At 69.2% G+C, this 13,905-nt stretch carries 15 protein-coding genes; 10 read left to right on the top strand and 5 right to left on the bottom strand.

Going from position 1 to position 13,905, the window contains the following annotated elements; genetic code table 11:
- Positions 1–10 precede the first annotated feature (10 nt).
- Positions 11–1,342, bottom strand: coding sequence for a bifunctional o-acetylhomoserine/o-acetylserine sulfhydrylase (locus E6C70_RS06415; RefSeq protein WP_136423316.1), 1,332 nt, complete (start codon positions 1,340–1,342; stop codon positions 11–13).
- A gap of 109 nt (positions 1,343–1,451) precedes the next feature.
- Entirely contained in the window at positions 1,452–2,552 is a 1,101-nt protein-coding gene (locus tag E6C70_RS06410; RefSeq protein WP_136423313.1) for an acyltransferase family protein, read from the bottom strand.
- Positions 2,553–2,593: 41 nt separating this feature from the next.
- Between E6C70_RS06410 and E6C70_RS06405 the strand changes: the two genes are divergently transcribed.
- Positions 2,594–3,391 (top strand): SDR family oxidoreductase, encoded by a 798-nt coding sequence (locus E6C70_RS06405; protein WP_136423311.1) that lies wholly within the window; start codon positions 2,594–2,596, stop codon positions 3,389–3,391.
- A 10-nt stretch (positions 3,392–3,401) separates the two neighbouring features.
- The gene (locus tag E6C70_RS06400) at positions 3,402–4,067 is read left to right on the top strand and encodes a potassium channel family protein (protein WP_136423309.1); all 666 of its coding nucleotides are present in this window, start codon (positions 3,402–3,404) and stop codon (positions 4,065–4,067) included.
- Between the two features lie 92 nt (positions 4,068–4,159).
- Here E6C70_RS06400 and E6C70_RS06395 read toward each other — a convergent pair whose 3' ends face one another.
- Positions 4,160–4,786 (bottom strand): class I SAM-dependent methyltransferase, encoded by a 627-nt coding sequence (locus E6C70_RS06395; RefSeq protein ID WP_235833298.1) that lies wholly within the window; start codon positions 4,784–4,786, stop codon positions 4,160–4,162.
- Positions 4,787–4,840: 54 nt separating this feature from the next.
- On the opposite strand from E6C70_RS06395, the gene E6C70_RS06390 reads away from it, so the two are divergent.
- From E6C70_RS06390 to E6C70_RS06375, 4 genes are all read left to right on the top strand, one after another.
- On the top strand, positions 4,841–5,323 hold the full coding sequence (locus E6C70_RS06390) for a hypothetical protein (protein WP_136423305.1): 483 nt from the start codon (positions 4,841–4,843) through the stop codon (positions 5,321–5,323).
- A 152-nt stretch (positions 5,324–5,475) separates the two neighbouring features.
- Entirely contained in the window at positions 5,476–6,483 is a 1,008-nt protein-coding gene (locus tag E6C70_RS06385; protein WP_136423303.1) for a methionine ABC transporter ATP-binding protein, read from the top strand.
- Complete coding sequence (locus tag E6C70_RS06380; protein ID WP_136423301.1) at positions 6,480–7,229, top strand: methionine ABC transporter permease; 750 nt, start codon at positions 6,480–6,482, stop codon at positions 7,227–7,229. The genes E6C70_RS06385 and E6C70_RS06380 overlap by 4 nt, the downstream gene beginning before the upstream one ends.
- Before the next feature lie 67 nt (positions 7,230–7,296).
- Positions 7,297–8,208 carry a MetQ/NlpA family ABC transporter substrate-binding protein gene (locus tag E6C70_RS06375; RefSeq protein WP_136423299.1) on the top strand — a complete coding sequence of 304 codons (912 nt, stop codon included), beginning with the start codon at positions 7,297–7,299 and terminating at the stop codon, positions 8,206–8,208.
- A 25-nt stretch (positions 8,209–8,233) separates the two neighbouring features.
- On the opposite strand, the gene E6C70_RS06370 is transcribed toward E6C70_RS06375, so the two are convergent.
- Positions 8,234–9,400: an epoxide hydrolase family protein gene (locus E6C70_RS06370; protein ID WP_136423297.1), complete on the bottom strand. Its 1,167-nt coding sequence runs from the start codon at positions 9,398–9,400 to the stop codon at positions 8,234–8,236.
- Positions 9,401–9,593: 193 nt separating this feature from the next.
- Between E6C70_RS06370 and E6C70_RS06365 the strand changes: the two genes are divergently transcribed.
- Genes E6C70_RS06365 through E6C70_RS06355 form a run of 3 tightly spaced genes read left to right on the top strand, consistent with a single transcriptional unit; the run spans position 9,594 to position 11,596 of the window.
- A complete protein-coding gene (locus E6C70_RS06365) occupies positions 9,594–10,313 on the top strand; it encodes a Type 1 glutamine amidotransferase-like domain-containing protein (protein ID WP_136423295.1) in 720 nt (239 codons plus the stop codon).
- Positions 10,314–10,318: 5 nt separating this feature from the next.
- The gene (locus E6C70_RS06360; protein WP_136423804.1) at positions 10,319–11,008 is read left to right on the top strand and encodes a uracil-DNA glycosylase; all 690 of its coding nucleotides are present in this window, start codon (positions 10,319–10,321) and stop codon (positions 11,006–11,008) included.
- Between the two features lie 9 nt (positions 11,009–11,017).
- Complete coding sequence (locus tag E6C70_RS06355; protein ID WP_136423293.1) at positions 11,018–11,596, top strand: GNAT family N-acetyltransferase; 579 nt, start codon at positions 11,018–11,020, stop codon at positions 11,594–11,596.
- A gap of 6 nt (positions 11,597–11,602) precedes the next feature.
- Here E6C70_RS06355 and E6C70_RS06350 read toward each other — a convergent pair whose 3' ends face one another.
- Positions 11,603–12,415, bottom strand: coding sequence for an SDR family NAD(P)-dependent oxidoreductase (locus tag E6C70_RS06350; RefSeq protein WP_235833297.1), 813 nt, complete (start codon positions 12,413–12,415; stop codon positions 11,603–11,605).
- A gap of 58 nt (positions 12,416–12,473) precedes the next feature.
- On the opposite strand from E6C70_RS06350, the gene E6C70_RS06345 reads away from it, so the two are divergent.
- Complete coding sequence (locus E6C70_RS06345) at positions 12,474–13,901, top strand: amidase (protein WP_136423291.1); 1,428 nt, start codon at positions 12,474–12,476, stop codon at positions 13,899–13,901.
- The last annotated feature ends 4 nt before the right edge of the window (positions 13,902–13,905 follow it).

Genomic DNA, 13,905 nt, shown 5'->3' with positions numbered 1-13,905 from the left:
TCGGTGCGGACTACTCGGCGACGAGGGCCGCTGCGGTCACGGCGCGTGCCGCGGCCAGCCCGGCCTCGAGGTCGGCCTTGAGGTCCTCGACGTTCTCGATGCCCACCGAGAGGCGCACCAGTCCGGGCGTGACGCCGGTGGTGAGCTGCTGCTCGGGTGTCAGCTGCGAGTGGGTCGTCGATGCGGGGTGGATGACCAGCGAACGGACGTCGCCGATGTTGGCGAGATGGCTGAACAGGCTGAGGTTGTCGACCAGGGCCCGTCCGGCGTCCACGCCGCCCTTGAGCTCGAACGAGAGCACCGCGCCCACGCCCTTCGGGGCGTACTTGTTGGCGGCGGCGTACCACGGGCTCTCCGGCAGGCCCGAGTAGTTCACCGAGGCGATGTCGGGGTGGTTGTCGAGCCACTCGGCGATCTCCTGGGCGTTCTGCACGTGCCGCTCGATGCGGAGCGAGAGCGTCTCGATGCCCTGGATGAGCAGCCACGCGCTGTTCGGCGCGATCGCGGCGCCGAGGTCGCGGAGCAGCTGAACGCGAGCCTTGATGACGTAGGCCAGACCGTCGCCGACCGCTGCCGTGTAGCTCGCCCCGTGGTAGGACGGGTCGGGCTCGGTGAGGCCGGGGAACTTCTCGACGTTCTTCGACCACTCGAACTTTCCGCCGTCGACGATGACGCCGCCGATGGTCGTGCCATGGCCGCCGAGGAACTTGGTGGCCGAGTGCACGATGATGTCGGCGCCGTGCTCGAAGGGACGGATGAGGTAGGGCGTGGCGATGGTGTTGTCGACGATCAACGGAACACCGCTGTCGTGGGCGATGCCCGCCACCAGTTCGATGTCGAGGATGTTGATCTTCGGGTTGCCGATCGTCTCGGCGAAGAACAGCTTGGTGTTCGGGCGCACCGCACGGCGCCATTCGTCGGCGTCGTCCTGGTTCTCCACGAACGTGGTCTCGATGCCGAGCTTCGCGAGCGTGTACTTGAACAGGTTGTACGTGCCGCCGTAGATGGACGACGACGAGACGATGTGGTCGCCCGCCTGAGCGATGTTGAGCACCGCGAAGGTCTCGGCTGCCTGTCCTGACGCGACGAGCAGTGCGCCGGTTCCGCCTTCGAGCGCAGCGACGCGCTCCTCGACGACCGCCTGGGTCGGGTTCTGGATGCGGGTGTAGATGTTGCCGAACTCCGCGAGCGCGAACAGGTTCTTGGCGTGCTCGGCGTTGTTGAACACGTAGGACGTGGTCTGGTAGATCGGCGTCGCCCGGGCGTTGGTGGTCGGATCGGGGGCGGCTCCGGCGTGCACCTGCTGCGTCTCGAACGCCCAGGTCGCGTTGGTCTCGCTCATCGGGTTCTCCTTGGGGTGCTGGAGGACCTTCCTCCGCTACTCCTGCACGAGGCTAGGCATCCGATGCAGACGTATCAATGCGCGTCGACACACGCGGTAATGCGGGGGTTCAGCCGCGGATGTCCGGAGGCAGCACGAGGGTTCCCGTCTCGGTGCGGGGCTCCTGCCGGAACAGCCAGCGTGCCCGCGGCTCAACGAGCGGGCGAAAGATGCGGTGGATGAACGGCTGCGAGAGCACGATCGCGATCGCGATGCACAGCGCGATCACGGCGGGGAGCACCCACCACGGCTTGTCGCCCGCGAGCACCGGCGTCTCGCGCAGCGGGTAGAGGAGGAAGGTGTGCAGGAGGTAGATGTACATGGTCGCCGAGCCGAGTGCGGTGAACCAGGTCGCCCGTCGGGGCATGAGCGCGAGGAACGCCAGTGCGAGCACCATGGCGAGCACCATCACCGCCAGACGGATGCCACCCGCCCAGAACTGGTCGTAGCCGATGGTGGGATACGCCTCGTCGAACAGCAGGAATCGACGGATCTTGATGGCCCGCAGCCAGTCGATGTTCAGCGCGATGAAGACCGCCAGAGCCGTGAACAACGCGATGGCGGCCCCGCGCCAGCGCCAGATGATGCGCGGCGGCAGTGCCAGCCATCGGCCGGTGAGCTGACGTTGCCGGATCGCCCATCCGAAGACGAAGAACGGCAGGAGGGCGATGGTGCGCGAGAGGGAGAAGGTCGAGTCGATGGAGGGGAAGTATCCCGCGAACACCGAGACCACCATCGAGATCGCCAGCGGATAGCGCAGCATGACGAGGTAGGGCAGCACGATGCGCCACACCGCGAGCGAGAGCAGGAACCACAGGGTCCAGCTGGCCGTGGCGTAGTCCAGCCAGAAGTTCCCGCCGACCAACCAGTGCACGAGGGTCCAGATGGTCTCGAAGATCAGGTAGGGCAGCACGATGTCGGTGATCACGCGCTTGAGCTGGCTCGGCCCGGGCGGTCCAGACTTGGCGAAGTAACCGCTCACCAGCACGAAGACGGGCATGTGGAAGGCGTAGATGAACAGGTAGACGGAGTAGGAGGTGTCGGAGGCGCCGATGAGCGGGAGGATGCCGTGGCCGATCACGACGAGGGTGATGGCGATCCAGCGCGCGTTGTCCCACAGCGGCACCCGTCGACGGGGACGGACGCGCGGCTGAGGATCGAGGCTCGTCATGCCTCCATTCTCACGGGTGGGCGGGCTGACAGAATGACCTCATGGCGAACAGGCGTGTTGTGGTCACCGGTGCGAGCTCGGGAATCGGGGCGGCGACCGTTCGCCGTTTCCGCAGCGACGGCTGGGATGTCGTCGGCGTCGCTCGGCGAGCCGACCGCCTGGAGGCGCTCGCCGCGGAGACCGGGGCATCCGTCTTCGTGGCCGATCTCACCCAGCAGGCCGACGTCGACGCCCTGCGCGACCACCTCGCCGCGACCGGCCCGCTGCACGCACTGGTCAACAACGCGGGAGGGGCGAAGGGGCTGGACTCGGTCGAGGCCAGCGATGTGGACGACTGGGCGTGGATGTTCGAGATCAACGTCCTCGGCGTCAAGCGCGTCACGAGTGCGCTCCTTCCGCTGCTTCGGCGCACGGTCGCCGACGAGGGCGGCAGCGTCGACATCCTCAATGTCACCTCAATCGCGGGCCTCGTCGCCTACGTCGGCGGGGGCGGATACAACGCCGCCAAGTTCGCCGCCCACGCGATGACGGCGGTGCTGCGTCTCGAACTGAATGGCGAGCCCATCCGCGTGATCGAGGTCGCCCCGGGCATGGTGCACACCGAGGAGTTCTCCCTCGTGAGGTTCGATGGCGACCAGGAGCGGGCGGATGCCGTCTACGCCGAGGTGCCGAATCCCCTCTCGGCCGATGACGTCGCCGAGGAGATCGTCCACGCGATCGGGCGACCGTTCCACGTCGACCTCGACCTCATCGTCATCAAGCCGGTCGCGCAGTCCGCGCCTCACCTGGTGGCCAAGGGCGCGCTCTCGCCCAAGTCGCCTGCCGCACCCGAGAGCTGAAGGCGCGCGGATGTCGACGAAGGAGACGATCGGTCCACGCAGGGCGGCGTGGGAGAAGGCGACCGCGTGGCCGATGCTGATCATCGCCCTCGTGTTCCTCATCGCCTACTCCATCCACGTGCTCGCCCCTGATGAGGCGGATCCGTGGCGGCCGCTGCTGGTGGGCGTGCTGGTGCTGTGCTGGGCGGCGTTCGCGATCGACTACGTGGTGCGCCTCGCGCTCAGTCCGCACGGGCGCTGGGCGTTCATCCGCCACAACCTCGCCGATCTGGCCGCGGTCTTCCTGCCGGTCTTCCGCGTGTTCCGGTTGATGCACGGAATGCGCGACATCCCCTACTTCCGGCGGCGGAGCGGGGATGCGGTGCGCACGAGGCTGGTGGCCTACGCGGCCACTTTCGCCATCCTCTACGTCTACATGATCGCGTTGGCCGAACTGAGCGTCGAGCGGGACGCCCCGGGTGCGACCATCACGTCGTTCGGCGACGCGGTCTGGTGGGCGTGCGTGACGATGGCGACCGTCGGCTACGGCGACACCTACCCGGTCACGGTGGTCGGACGATTCTTCGCCGTGCTGCTGATGATCGGCGGCATCGCCATCGTCGGCGTCGCCTCGGCGACGGTCATCTCCTACGTCAACGAGAACGTCCGCTCCCGTCACCACGATGAGGAGGACTGAGCACCTCCGGCGCCTGACCATCGTTCCGACGCTCGGCTCGGCCGGCTGAAGGCGGCTCCGGTCGATATCGCACTGCTCAGGGTGCTTCGGCTTCAGAGGTCGAGTGGAGAACCGGTGCGCTGCGCGACGATGGCGGCATGCGGGCGATGGCCCGGGTCGACGCGGGTGTGCGTCTCCTCGACCGTGAATCCCGCCTCGACGAGTCGCAGAGCCATCTCGTCGACGGGCCAGAACCACGCCGGACTCACCCGGTGGGGGAACGGCTCGACGCGCTCGCCGTCGAAGAACCCGAGAAGCAGACTTCCGCCGGGACGGAGGCAGCGTGCGAACTCCGCCAGCATCGTCGGCACACGCTCAGGGTCGGCGTGGATGAGCGAATACCAGGAGAGGATGCCATCCGCTTGCCCGTCCGCGTCGCCGAGATCGTCGATGGACCCGACGCGGAAGGTCACGCGGGGAAAGCGAACGCGCGCCTGATCGATGAATGGGGCAACGAGGTCGACGCCCTCGACGTCGCAGCCCTCGCGCTGAAGGAGGTCCGTCCAGTGGCCGGGCCCGCACCCGGCGTCGATGACGTGTCCCGACCGCGCACGCCCCCACCGCGCGATGAGTCCGCGGTCGCGCCCGTCGTTCAGCTCCACCGAACCGATGACCGAGACGTACTCGGCCGCCCGGGCGACGTAGGCCGCGCGCACGTCGGCATCCGTCCCGGGAATCACCGTTCGACCATAACGCGCTTGCCCGATCAGACGCGAAAACGGCATGATGTCGGGATGGGCGATGGAGGCCGGCGCATGAGCGTGCGCGAACGGATGCGCGGATCGTTCCGCATCGCGGTCGCACTCGCGGTGGCGACGGCATCCGCACTCGCGTTGACGGCCTGCCTGAGCGGACAGGCCTACTCCGACCTCGATCGCCCGAAAACGGATGCCGACGCCCTTCCGTCGCTGTCGAAGCACGCGGCGATGATGCTCGACCTCGACTCGGCTCGTTACCTCGGCGCCTACCGGACGATGCCGGTCTTCGCCGCCCGGAGTTCGGATGGCACCGGGTACTGCCTCATCGTCAATCCGACTCCCGATGTCGAGGGCGGCTGGTTGGTCGGCTGCGGCGGCGGTGCGGTCGCGGTCGAACCTTCGAGGGGTCCGACGTTCCGACTCGTCCCCGATGGCGCCGAGGCGGCGGACGGGGAGCAGCTCATCAGCGCGAACCTCATCGTCGATCCCCGCACGAGTGAGGGCATCGCCATTCCGTGACGGTGGGTCGCTCCGAGTCGGCGGCCGCGCGCTCGACGACTCGATCTGGTCAGCACCGTCGACCGCAACGGCCGCGAAATCCGCGGTAATGCGGGGTCGCACGCTGTCACGTTGGCCCCGCAGAGCGGAGTCGACTCATAGGGTCGGGCACCATGATCCTCATCGAAGGGCTCTCGAAGAGCTACGGCACGAAGAACGTGCTCGACCGCCTCGACCTCTCTGTCGACGCCGGCGAGATCCGTGCCATCGTCGGCCCGAGCGGAGCGGGCAAGAGCACCCTTGCGCAGTGCGTCACCCTGCTCGAGCGGCCGACATCCGGTTCGGTCTTCGTGAACGGCGTCGACCTCACCGCTCTGGGCGCCGCGCACCTGCGCGAAGCACGGCGACGGATCGGCACCATCTTCCAGCGCGACGGCCTGTTCGCGCGGCGCACCGCAGCCGCGAACGTGGCGCTGCCGCTGGAGTACCTCGGCGTGACGCGACCGGAGATCCGCACGCGGGTGGGCGAACTCCTCGAGCGGGTCGGGCTCGGCGACCGCGCCGGCGCGTTTCCGCACGAGCTGTCCGGCGGCCAGCGCCAACGCGTCGGCATCGCGCGGGCCCTGGCGCTGCGGCCGAGCGTGCTTCTCTCGGATGAGGCCACCTCGGGCCTCGATCCGGATTCGACCGCATCGATCCTCGCCCTGCTGCGGGAGCTGCGAGACGATCTCGGCCTCTCCATCCTCTTCATCACCCACGAGATGGACGCCGTCGTCGAGGTTGCGGATTCCGTGGCAGCGCTTCACGACGGTCGCATCGCCGAGAGCGGCACCGTCGTCGAGCTGCTCCGCGACCCGTCGTCCCCGCTTGGTTCCCTCCTGCGACCGACTCGCCCCTACCTGTCGCCGCGTGCCGGCGATGAGGCCTGGCAGGTCAGCTATCGCTCCGGTGCCGTCGAGCCGGACTGGCTGCTGCGGCTGGGGACGAGGCTCGGCGAGCCGATCTCGCTGCTCGGCGCAGCGGTTGAGACCGTCGGCGGTGAACCAGTGGGTCGCGCGGTGATCGGGATTCCCGCGCCGGCCGTGGAAGACCTGCGCGCCGCCCTCGACGAACTCGGTCTCGACGGAGCGCCGGCATCCGCCGTTCTGCGTGATGCGATCGTCTTGGAGAAGGTCGCATGAGCGCCGTCCTCCCGCACCAGCAGGTGCTCGTGCCGCTCGACCAGCTCGCTCCACTCGTGCTGCCCGCCCTCGGGGACACGCTCATCATGGTCGGCATCACGATGGCGATCGTCGTCGTCGTCGGCGTGCCGCTCGGCGCGCTCGTGCACAACCTCGGGCCGTCGGGCCTGTTCCCGCACCGCACCGCGCACACCACGCTGAGCTGGATCGTCAGCGTCGGTCGATCGCTGCCATTCCTCGTGCTGATGGCTGCGATCATCCCGTTCACGCGCCTCATCACGGGCACGAACATCGGCATCCCCGCCGCGATCGTACCGATGTCGATCGCGGGCATCGCCTTCTTCACCCGCATCGTGGAGAACTCGCTGCGCGGGGTGCCGCCGGAGTACGCACGGGTGGCTCTCGCATCGGGTGCATCCCCGGTGCAGGTCATCCGCACCGCGCAACTGTCCGAGGCCATCCCGTCCCTCGTCGGCGGCCTGACGATCAACACGATCGCGATGATCGAGTACTCGGCGATCGCGGGAACGATCGGAGCCGGCGGCATCGGCTACGTCGCCGTCACCTACGGCTATCAGCGCTTCGACCACGTCGTCATGATCACGACGATCGTCGTCCTGATCGCCACGGTCGCCCTCATCCAGTGGGCGGGCGACGCTGCGGTCCGGCGATTGACGCCGACGGCTCGACGCGCTGGACGAGCCGGACGCGCGGTTCCCCGTCAGCCTGTCGACGTCGCCGTCTGAACCGAAGCCCACCGATCCCCCCCTCGCTTTCCCTCACCCCCCTTCACCAATCTCGAAAGGTACGGCCATGCCCGAAACGACTCCGACCGCCCCGACTCCCACCGACCACGGCTTCACGGTTCGCCGTCGCAGGCGGTGGCCGTGGATCGTGGGAGGCGCCGTGATCGTCGTGGCGATCGCCGCCGCGGTGATCGTGCCTCGGCTCGCTCCGTCGGCGTCAGCCAACGACACCGAGGGCGCCACCCTCGTCGTCGCGACCGCGGAAGGCAACGCGAGCGAACAGGCGCTCGTCGAGTTCGTCGCCAAGGAGGTGGCACCGAAGTACGGCATCCACGTGGCCTTCAAAGGGCTCTCGGACAGCACGACGCTCAACCGTGCGGTGAGCGACGGGGAGATCGCCGGAACGGTCTACCAGCACAAGCTCTGGCTCGGCCAGGTGCTGCAGGCCAATCCGGACTTCAAGGAGAAGGCCGCCACCGCGGTGTTCCGCTGGGGGTTCGGCCTGTGGAGCGACAAGTGGAAGAGCGTCGACGAGATTCCGGATGGAGCGAACATCTCGCTCTACTCCGACCCGGCCAACGAGGCTCAGGGCCTCTGGATCCTCGAACGAGCCGGCCTGATCACGCTCAAGCCGGGCGTCGACAAGTGGAAGGCGACGCAGGACGACATCGCCGATAACCCCCGCAACCTCACGTTCACGTTGCTGGACTTCGCCGCACAGTCGCGTTCTCTCCAGGATCTCGACGCGGCCGTCGGGTACACCGAGTACTACCTCGCGGCCGGCATCCCGGAGTCCAAGCAGATCTACGCGCCGCCCGCGCCTGACGAGTTCGCCGGCCAGCTGACGATCGGGTCGCGCTTCTCATCGACGAAGAACATCACCGCCCTCGTCGCCGCGTTCAAGGACCCGGCTGTGCAGGAGTTCCTCGCCACCGACTCGCGCGTCAAGGGCATCCTGCTGCCGCTCGACGCGAACTGACCGGGCTTGCGGGAGACGGCGGGCGTCATCCGCTCGCCGTCTCCCGGTACGGGCGGAAGAAGTCGCGCAGCTCCTGCGCGTAGAGCTCGGGCTCCTCGAACGGCGCGAAGTGGCCGCCGCGCGTCGGCTCGCTCACGTACTGCAGGTTGGTCGAGCGGTCGAGCCAGGCGCGGGGAGGTCGCACGATGTCTGCCGGGAAGAGCGAGAATCCCGATGGCACCTCGACCCGGCGGGAGAGTTGTGCGGGAGGGATCGCGGCGTTGGCGTTGTACATCCGCATCGAGGATCCGATCGTCCCGGTGAGCCAGTAGATCGTGACGTCGGTGAGGATCTCGTCCTTGCTGAAGCTCCGCTCGATCTCTCCACCGCAGTCGCTCCAGGCGCGCAGCTTCTCGACGATCCAGGCGGCGAGACCGACCGGGGAGTCGGTGAGGCCGAAGGCGGCGGTCTGCGGCTTCGTGCGGTGCATGGCGGCGTACGCGCCCTCGGCTGCGCCCCACGCGGCAGCGCCGGTGAGCCACTGCCGCTCCTCGTCGGTCAGGTCGTTCTGGAACCCCGGCACGGGCAGGCCGGCGTCCATGCGATGCACGGCGACCACCCGCTCCGGGTGATCGAGCGCGAGGTAGCGGCTGACGTGGGAGCCGATGTCCCCGCCGGCCGCGAAGAACCGCTCGTGGTCGAGGACGGTCATGAGTTCAGCGAACCGCTCCGCAACGGCGATCGAGTCGAGCGCGGGTCCGACGGGCGGGTCGGAGTAACCGAAACCGGGCATGTCGGGAACGATCACCTCGAACGCGTCCGCCGGGTCGGCTCCGTGAGCGCCGGGGTCGGTCAGCAGCGGGATCACCCTGCTGTAGCGCCAGAACGAGTCGGGCCAGCCGTGGCAGAGGATGAGGGGAATGGTCGAGTCCGCTGCCGTTGCGGCCGGCGCATGGACGAAGTGGATCCGGCCGCCGCCGATCGGGACGCGGAAGCGAGGAAGGAGAGCGAGGTCCGCCTCCCGCGCCGTCCAGTCGAAGTCGTTCGCCCAGTATTCCTCCAGCTCGCGCAGGTAGTCGATGTCGGTGCCGAGCCCCCAGCCGATGTCCCCGGGGACGTCGGGCCAGCGCGTCGCGCGAAGCCTCGCCCTCAGGTCGGCGATGGTCGCCGGATCGGTGTGCGCCGTGAACGGTTCGATGCGGGTGTCCGACATGCACCGACGATACTGCCGTGCTCGCCCGCACCGTCGAGACGAGCGGGACGAGACGAGGCGAGCGGAGACGCGGCGCGCCGCGACGAGACGGCGGGACGAGACGAGACGAGCGGGACGAGACGAGACACGGCGGGACGAGACGAGACGCGGCGGGACGACTCGCGGCGGGACGTCCGCGCCCTAGGCTCGGATCATGAGCATCCACCTGGTGGGCGGCGGCGCCTCGCCCGACCCCGCGCCCGAGGTCTATGGAGCCTTTCTGATCGAAGCGGCGGCGCGTGCAGCATCCGTCGGCCGAGACCCGGCCCGCATCGCGATCATCACCGTGCGGGACGGGGCGGATGCGACGCACTCCGACACCCTGGTCGCCCTGCTCTCGGCGGCCGGCGAGTTCGATGCGCACGCGACCGTCATCGACCACGGTGACGAGCTCGCCCCTCGTGCGCTAGCGGACGTCGACGGCATCGTCGTCGGCGGCGGGTTGACGCCCGCCTACCTGGACGCCGTCATGCCGCACGCTCTCGAGCTGCGACGCCAGGTCGCCGACGGCGTGCCCTACCTCGGCTTCTCCGCAGGCGCCATGATCGCCGCCGATCGTGCCGTCATCGGCGGCTGGCAGGTGGGCGGCGTTCCCGTCGCCCCGGAGGACGCGTCGGAAGACCTGGACGAGCTGACGGTGCAACAGGGCGTCGGACTCGTCGACGTCTCGATCGACGTGCACGCGGCCCAATGGGGCACGCTCTCCCGGCTCGTGGCCGCCGCCGAGGCAGGCCTGGTCGATGGCGGACTCGCGATCGACGAGGACACCGTGCTCGTCGTCGGCGAGGGCGGGCTGACGGTCTCGGGCGCAGGCAGTGTCTGGCGCGTCATCCCGGCCGAATCGGGCGTGATCGTGAGCACCCTGGGGGCATGAGCGCGATGCCCATGTCCTTGACGGAGCTCGGCGACGCGGGGCTGATGGATGCCGGCTGGGCCGAGGCGCTCGAGCCCGTCGCTGCAGACATCGCTGCGATGGGCGACTTCCTCCGCGCCGAAACCGCCTCCGGCCGCGGCTACCTCCCCGCCGGCGAGAACGTGCTGCGTGCCTTCCGCTACCCGCTGGCCGACGTGCGCGTGCTCATCGTCGGGCAGGACCCGTACCCGACTCCCGGTCATCCGATCGGCCTGTCCTTCGCCGTCGACGCGCACGTGCGACCACTCCCGCGCAGCCTGGCGAACATCTACACCGAGCTCACCGCCGACCTCGCGATCGCCCCGCCCGCGCACGGAGACCTCACCGGGTGGAGCCGGAACGGCGTCATGCTGCTCAACCGTGTGCTCACGGTGCGCCCCGGGGAGGCCGGCTCGCACCGTGGAAAGGGCTGGGAGCGGGTGACCGAGCACGCCATCCGTTCCCTCGTCGCCCGCGATGCCGCACTCGTCGCCGTCCTCTGGGGGCGGGATGCGGCGAGCCTGGTGCCGATGCTGGGTGAGACCCCGGTCATCGAGTCCGCTCACCCGAGCCCGCTCTCCGCGCACCGTGGCTTCTTCGGCTCCCGGCCGTTCAGCCGGGCCAACGCACTGCTGGCCGAGCGGGGCGCCCCGCCCGTCGACTGGTCGCTGGCGTAGCCTGTAGCAATGCTCGAGGAGGAATACCAGCAGCCCAGGCGCCTGCCGCCTCACCTGCGCAAGCCGGCCGAGCAGGAGCCTCTGTTCGAGTACACGATCCGCGAGGCCAGGCCGGCCGATCTGCCGCATGTCCGCGAGATCTACAACTACTACGTCGCCAACAGCACGGTCACCTTCGACCTGGACGCCATGACCCTGCGGGAGTGGAAGTCGAAGTTCGCCTACCTGCACAAGCTCGGCATGCCCTTCATCGTCGCCGAGTCACCGCGCGGGCTCATCCTCGGCTACGCCCTCGTCGCGCCGTGGAAGCAGAAGCGGGCTTATCGCTTCACGGTCGAGAACTCGATCTACCTCGGGCCTGCTGCCGCGGGCAAGGGCCTCGGCAAGGTACTGCTCGGCGAACTCATCACGCGATCCAAAAAGGCGGGCCTCAAGGAGATCATCGCGGTGATCGCCGATCAGGGCGCCGACGCGTCCATCCACCTCCACGAGACGTTCGGCTTCCACGAGATCGGCCGGATGGGTCGGGTCGGCTTCAAATTCGACCGCTGGCTCGGCACCGTCATGATGCAGAAGAGCCTGAAGTAGCTCAGCTCAGCTCGGCGCGATCGACCGGCCGAGCACGGTGAGCAGGGAGCGGCGCGGCACGAACCCGACTCCGCGCGCGCCGACGGCGTTGAGTGCCCCGCTGACGACGGATGGCGGGGTCGAGCGTGCGTCGAGCGCCCGGAACGCGGTGGCGACGGCCGTCGCGGCGTCCTGGTGCGGGCCGACCATCACCGGGTCGTTGGCCGCGACCTGACGGAACTCCGTGTCGGTCGCGCCGGGAGCGAGGGCGGTGACCTTGAGCCCGGTGCCCTTGGCCTCCCACCAGAGCGCCTCGGTGAAGCTGCGGACGTACGCCTTGGTCGCCCCGTAGACCGCCATGAACGGGATCGGCTGGTAGGCGGCGGTGCTCGAGATGTTGACGAGTGCTCCGTTGCCCGGCGACGTGCGGGCGTGGGCGACGAGCTCGGGCCAGAACGCGCGGGTGAGCTCGGTGAGGGCCAGCACGTTGAGGCTCACCTCGTCGTGCACCCGCTGCTCGGCGATCCCGTCGAGCCGCCCGAAGGTACCGAACCCGGCGTTGTTGACGAGGGTGGCGACCCTCACCCCACGCTCGGCGAGGTCGGCGCGGAGCTCGCTCACCGCATCCGACGCCGTCAGGTCCATGGGGATGACGGTCGAGACCGTGCCGTAGCTCTCCGCGAGCTGCACGGCCAACTGTTCGAGGCGATCCTGGCGGCGGGCGACCAGCACGAGATCGGCGCCGCGCCGCGCCAGCTCGCGTGCGAATTCCACGCCGAGGCCGCTCGAGGCGCCTGTCACGAGTGCGGTGGTTCCCATCGGGTCGTAATGTCTCGGCATCCCTCCAGCGTAGCGAGGCGAGTTGCCGCCATGCCGGTGCCGGGCTAGGTTCACGAGGATGGCGGACCTTCACGAATACACCGCGCTCACGCAGTGGCGCCTGCTGCAGCAGGGCGAGCTGACACCACGCGAGCTCGCGGAGCACTATCTCGAGCGGATCGCGCGCATCGACCCGGAGATCGGCGCGTTCGTCACGGTGACAGCCGATCGCGCCTTCGAACGCGCCGACGCCCTCGAGCGGGATCCGTCACGCGCCGCGCCACTGTGGGGCCTGCCGATCGGGGTGAAGGATCTCTGGCGCACCGCCGGTGTACCGACCGGGTTCGGCTCGCGCCTGTTCGCCGACCTCGTTCCCGAGGCGTCGGACGAGATCGTCGACGTCCTGGAGCGGGCGGGCTCCGTGAGCCTCGGCAAGACGGCTGCGCCCGAGTTCGGCTTCCCCTCCTACACCGAGAGCATCGCCCATGGCGCGACGCGCAACCCGTGGAACACCGAGCTCGGGCCGGGCGGGTCGAGTGGGGGAGCGGCAGCAGCGGTCGCGGCCGGAATGCTGCCGTTCGCGCCCGGCTCGGACGGCGGCGGATCCGTTCGTATTCCCGCAGCGGCATGCGGCCTGGTGGGTGTGAAGCCGTCGCGAGGACGCATTCCCTCCGCGAGCGGCATCGACAGCCTGGGCGGGCTGGTGGTCGGTGGGCCGATCGCCCGGACGGTGGCGGACGCGGCACTGTTGCTCGACGCCATGATCCAGCCGGTCGGTGCGCCGTCCGATCACCACTACGCCCTGCGTGCGCCGGGGGAGGACGGCCCGTTCCTGTCCGCCGCCGTTCACGGCGAGGGGCGATACCAACTGGGCGCGATGACGAGCTCGGCATGGGATGCGGCCTACGACGTGCTCGTGGAGCCCGAGGCGATGGCTGCCTTCGACCGGGCCGTCGAGGCTTTCTCGTCGATGGGGCACGGCATCGAGGAGGTCTCGTTGCCGACCGACGAGACGTATGCTCCGGCCTTCCGGACGCTCTGGCAGGCGGGCGCGGGCGGCATCCCGGTCGAGTCGGCCGCCGACCTCGATCTCCTCGAACCCCTCACCCGATGGCTCGTGGGTCGAGGACGGTCGCTGCTCGCGTGGGAACTGAATCAGGCCCTCGATGCGCTCACGACATTCGAGCGGTCGTTCATCGCGCGGCTCGCGCCGTTCGACGCCGTGCTCACGCCCGCGCTGGCGATGACCCCTCGTCCGATCGGTTGGTACGACCAGGAGGACGGCGATCGCAACTTCGCGCAGCAGGTGCTCTACACCCCGTTCACGTCGATGGTGAACGTCTCGGGGCTGCCCGCGATCGTGCTCCCTGTGCACCAGACGGATGCCGGACTGCCGATGGGGGTGCAGCTCATCGGGCGGCCGGGAGGGGAGGCGGCGCTGTTCGCCCTCGGCGCTCAACTGGAGCGTCGCATCCGCTGGCCGAACCGGCGGCCGCCGATCTGGTGAGCCG

Source organism: Orlajensenia flava, from assembly GCF_004801905.1.
GTDB classification, from domain to species: Bacteria; Actinomycetota; Actinomycetes; order Actinomycetales; family Microbacteriaceae; genus Orlajensenia; species Orlajensenia flava.
This window is presented reverse-complemented; position numbering and strand designations above follow the sequence as displayed.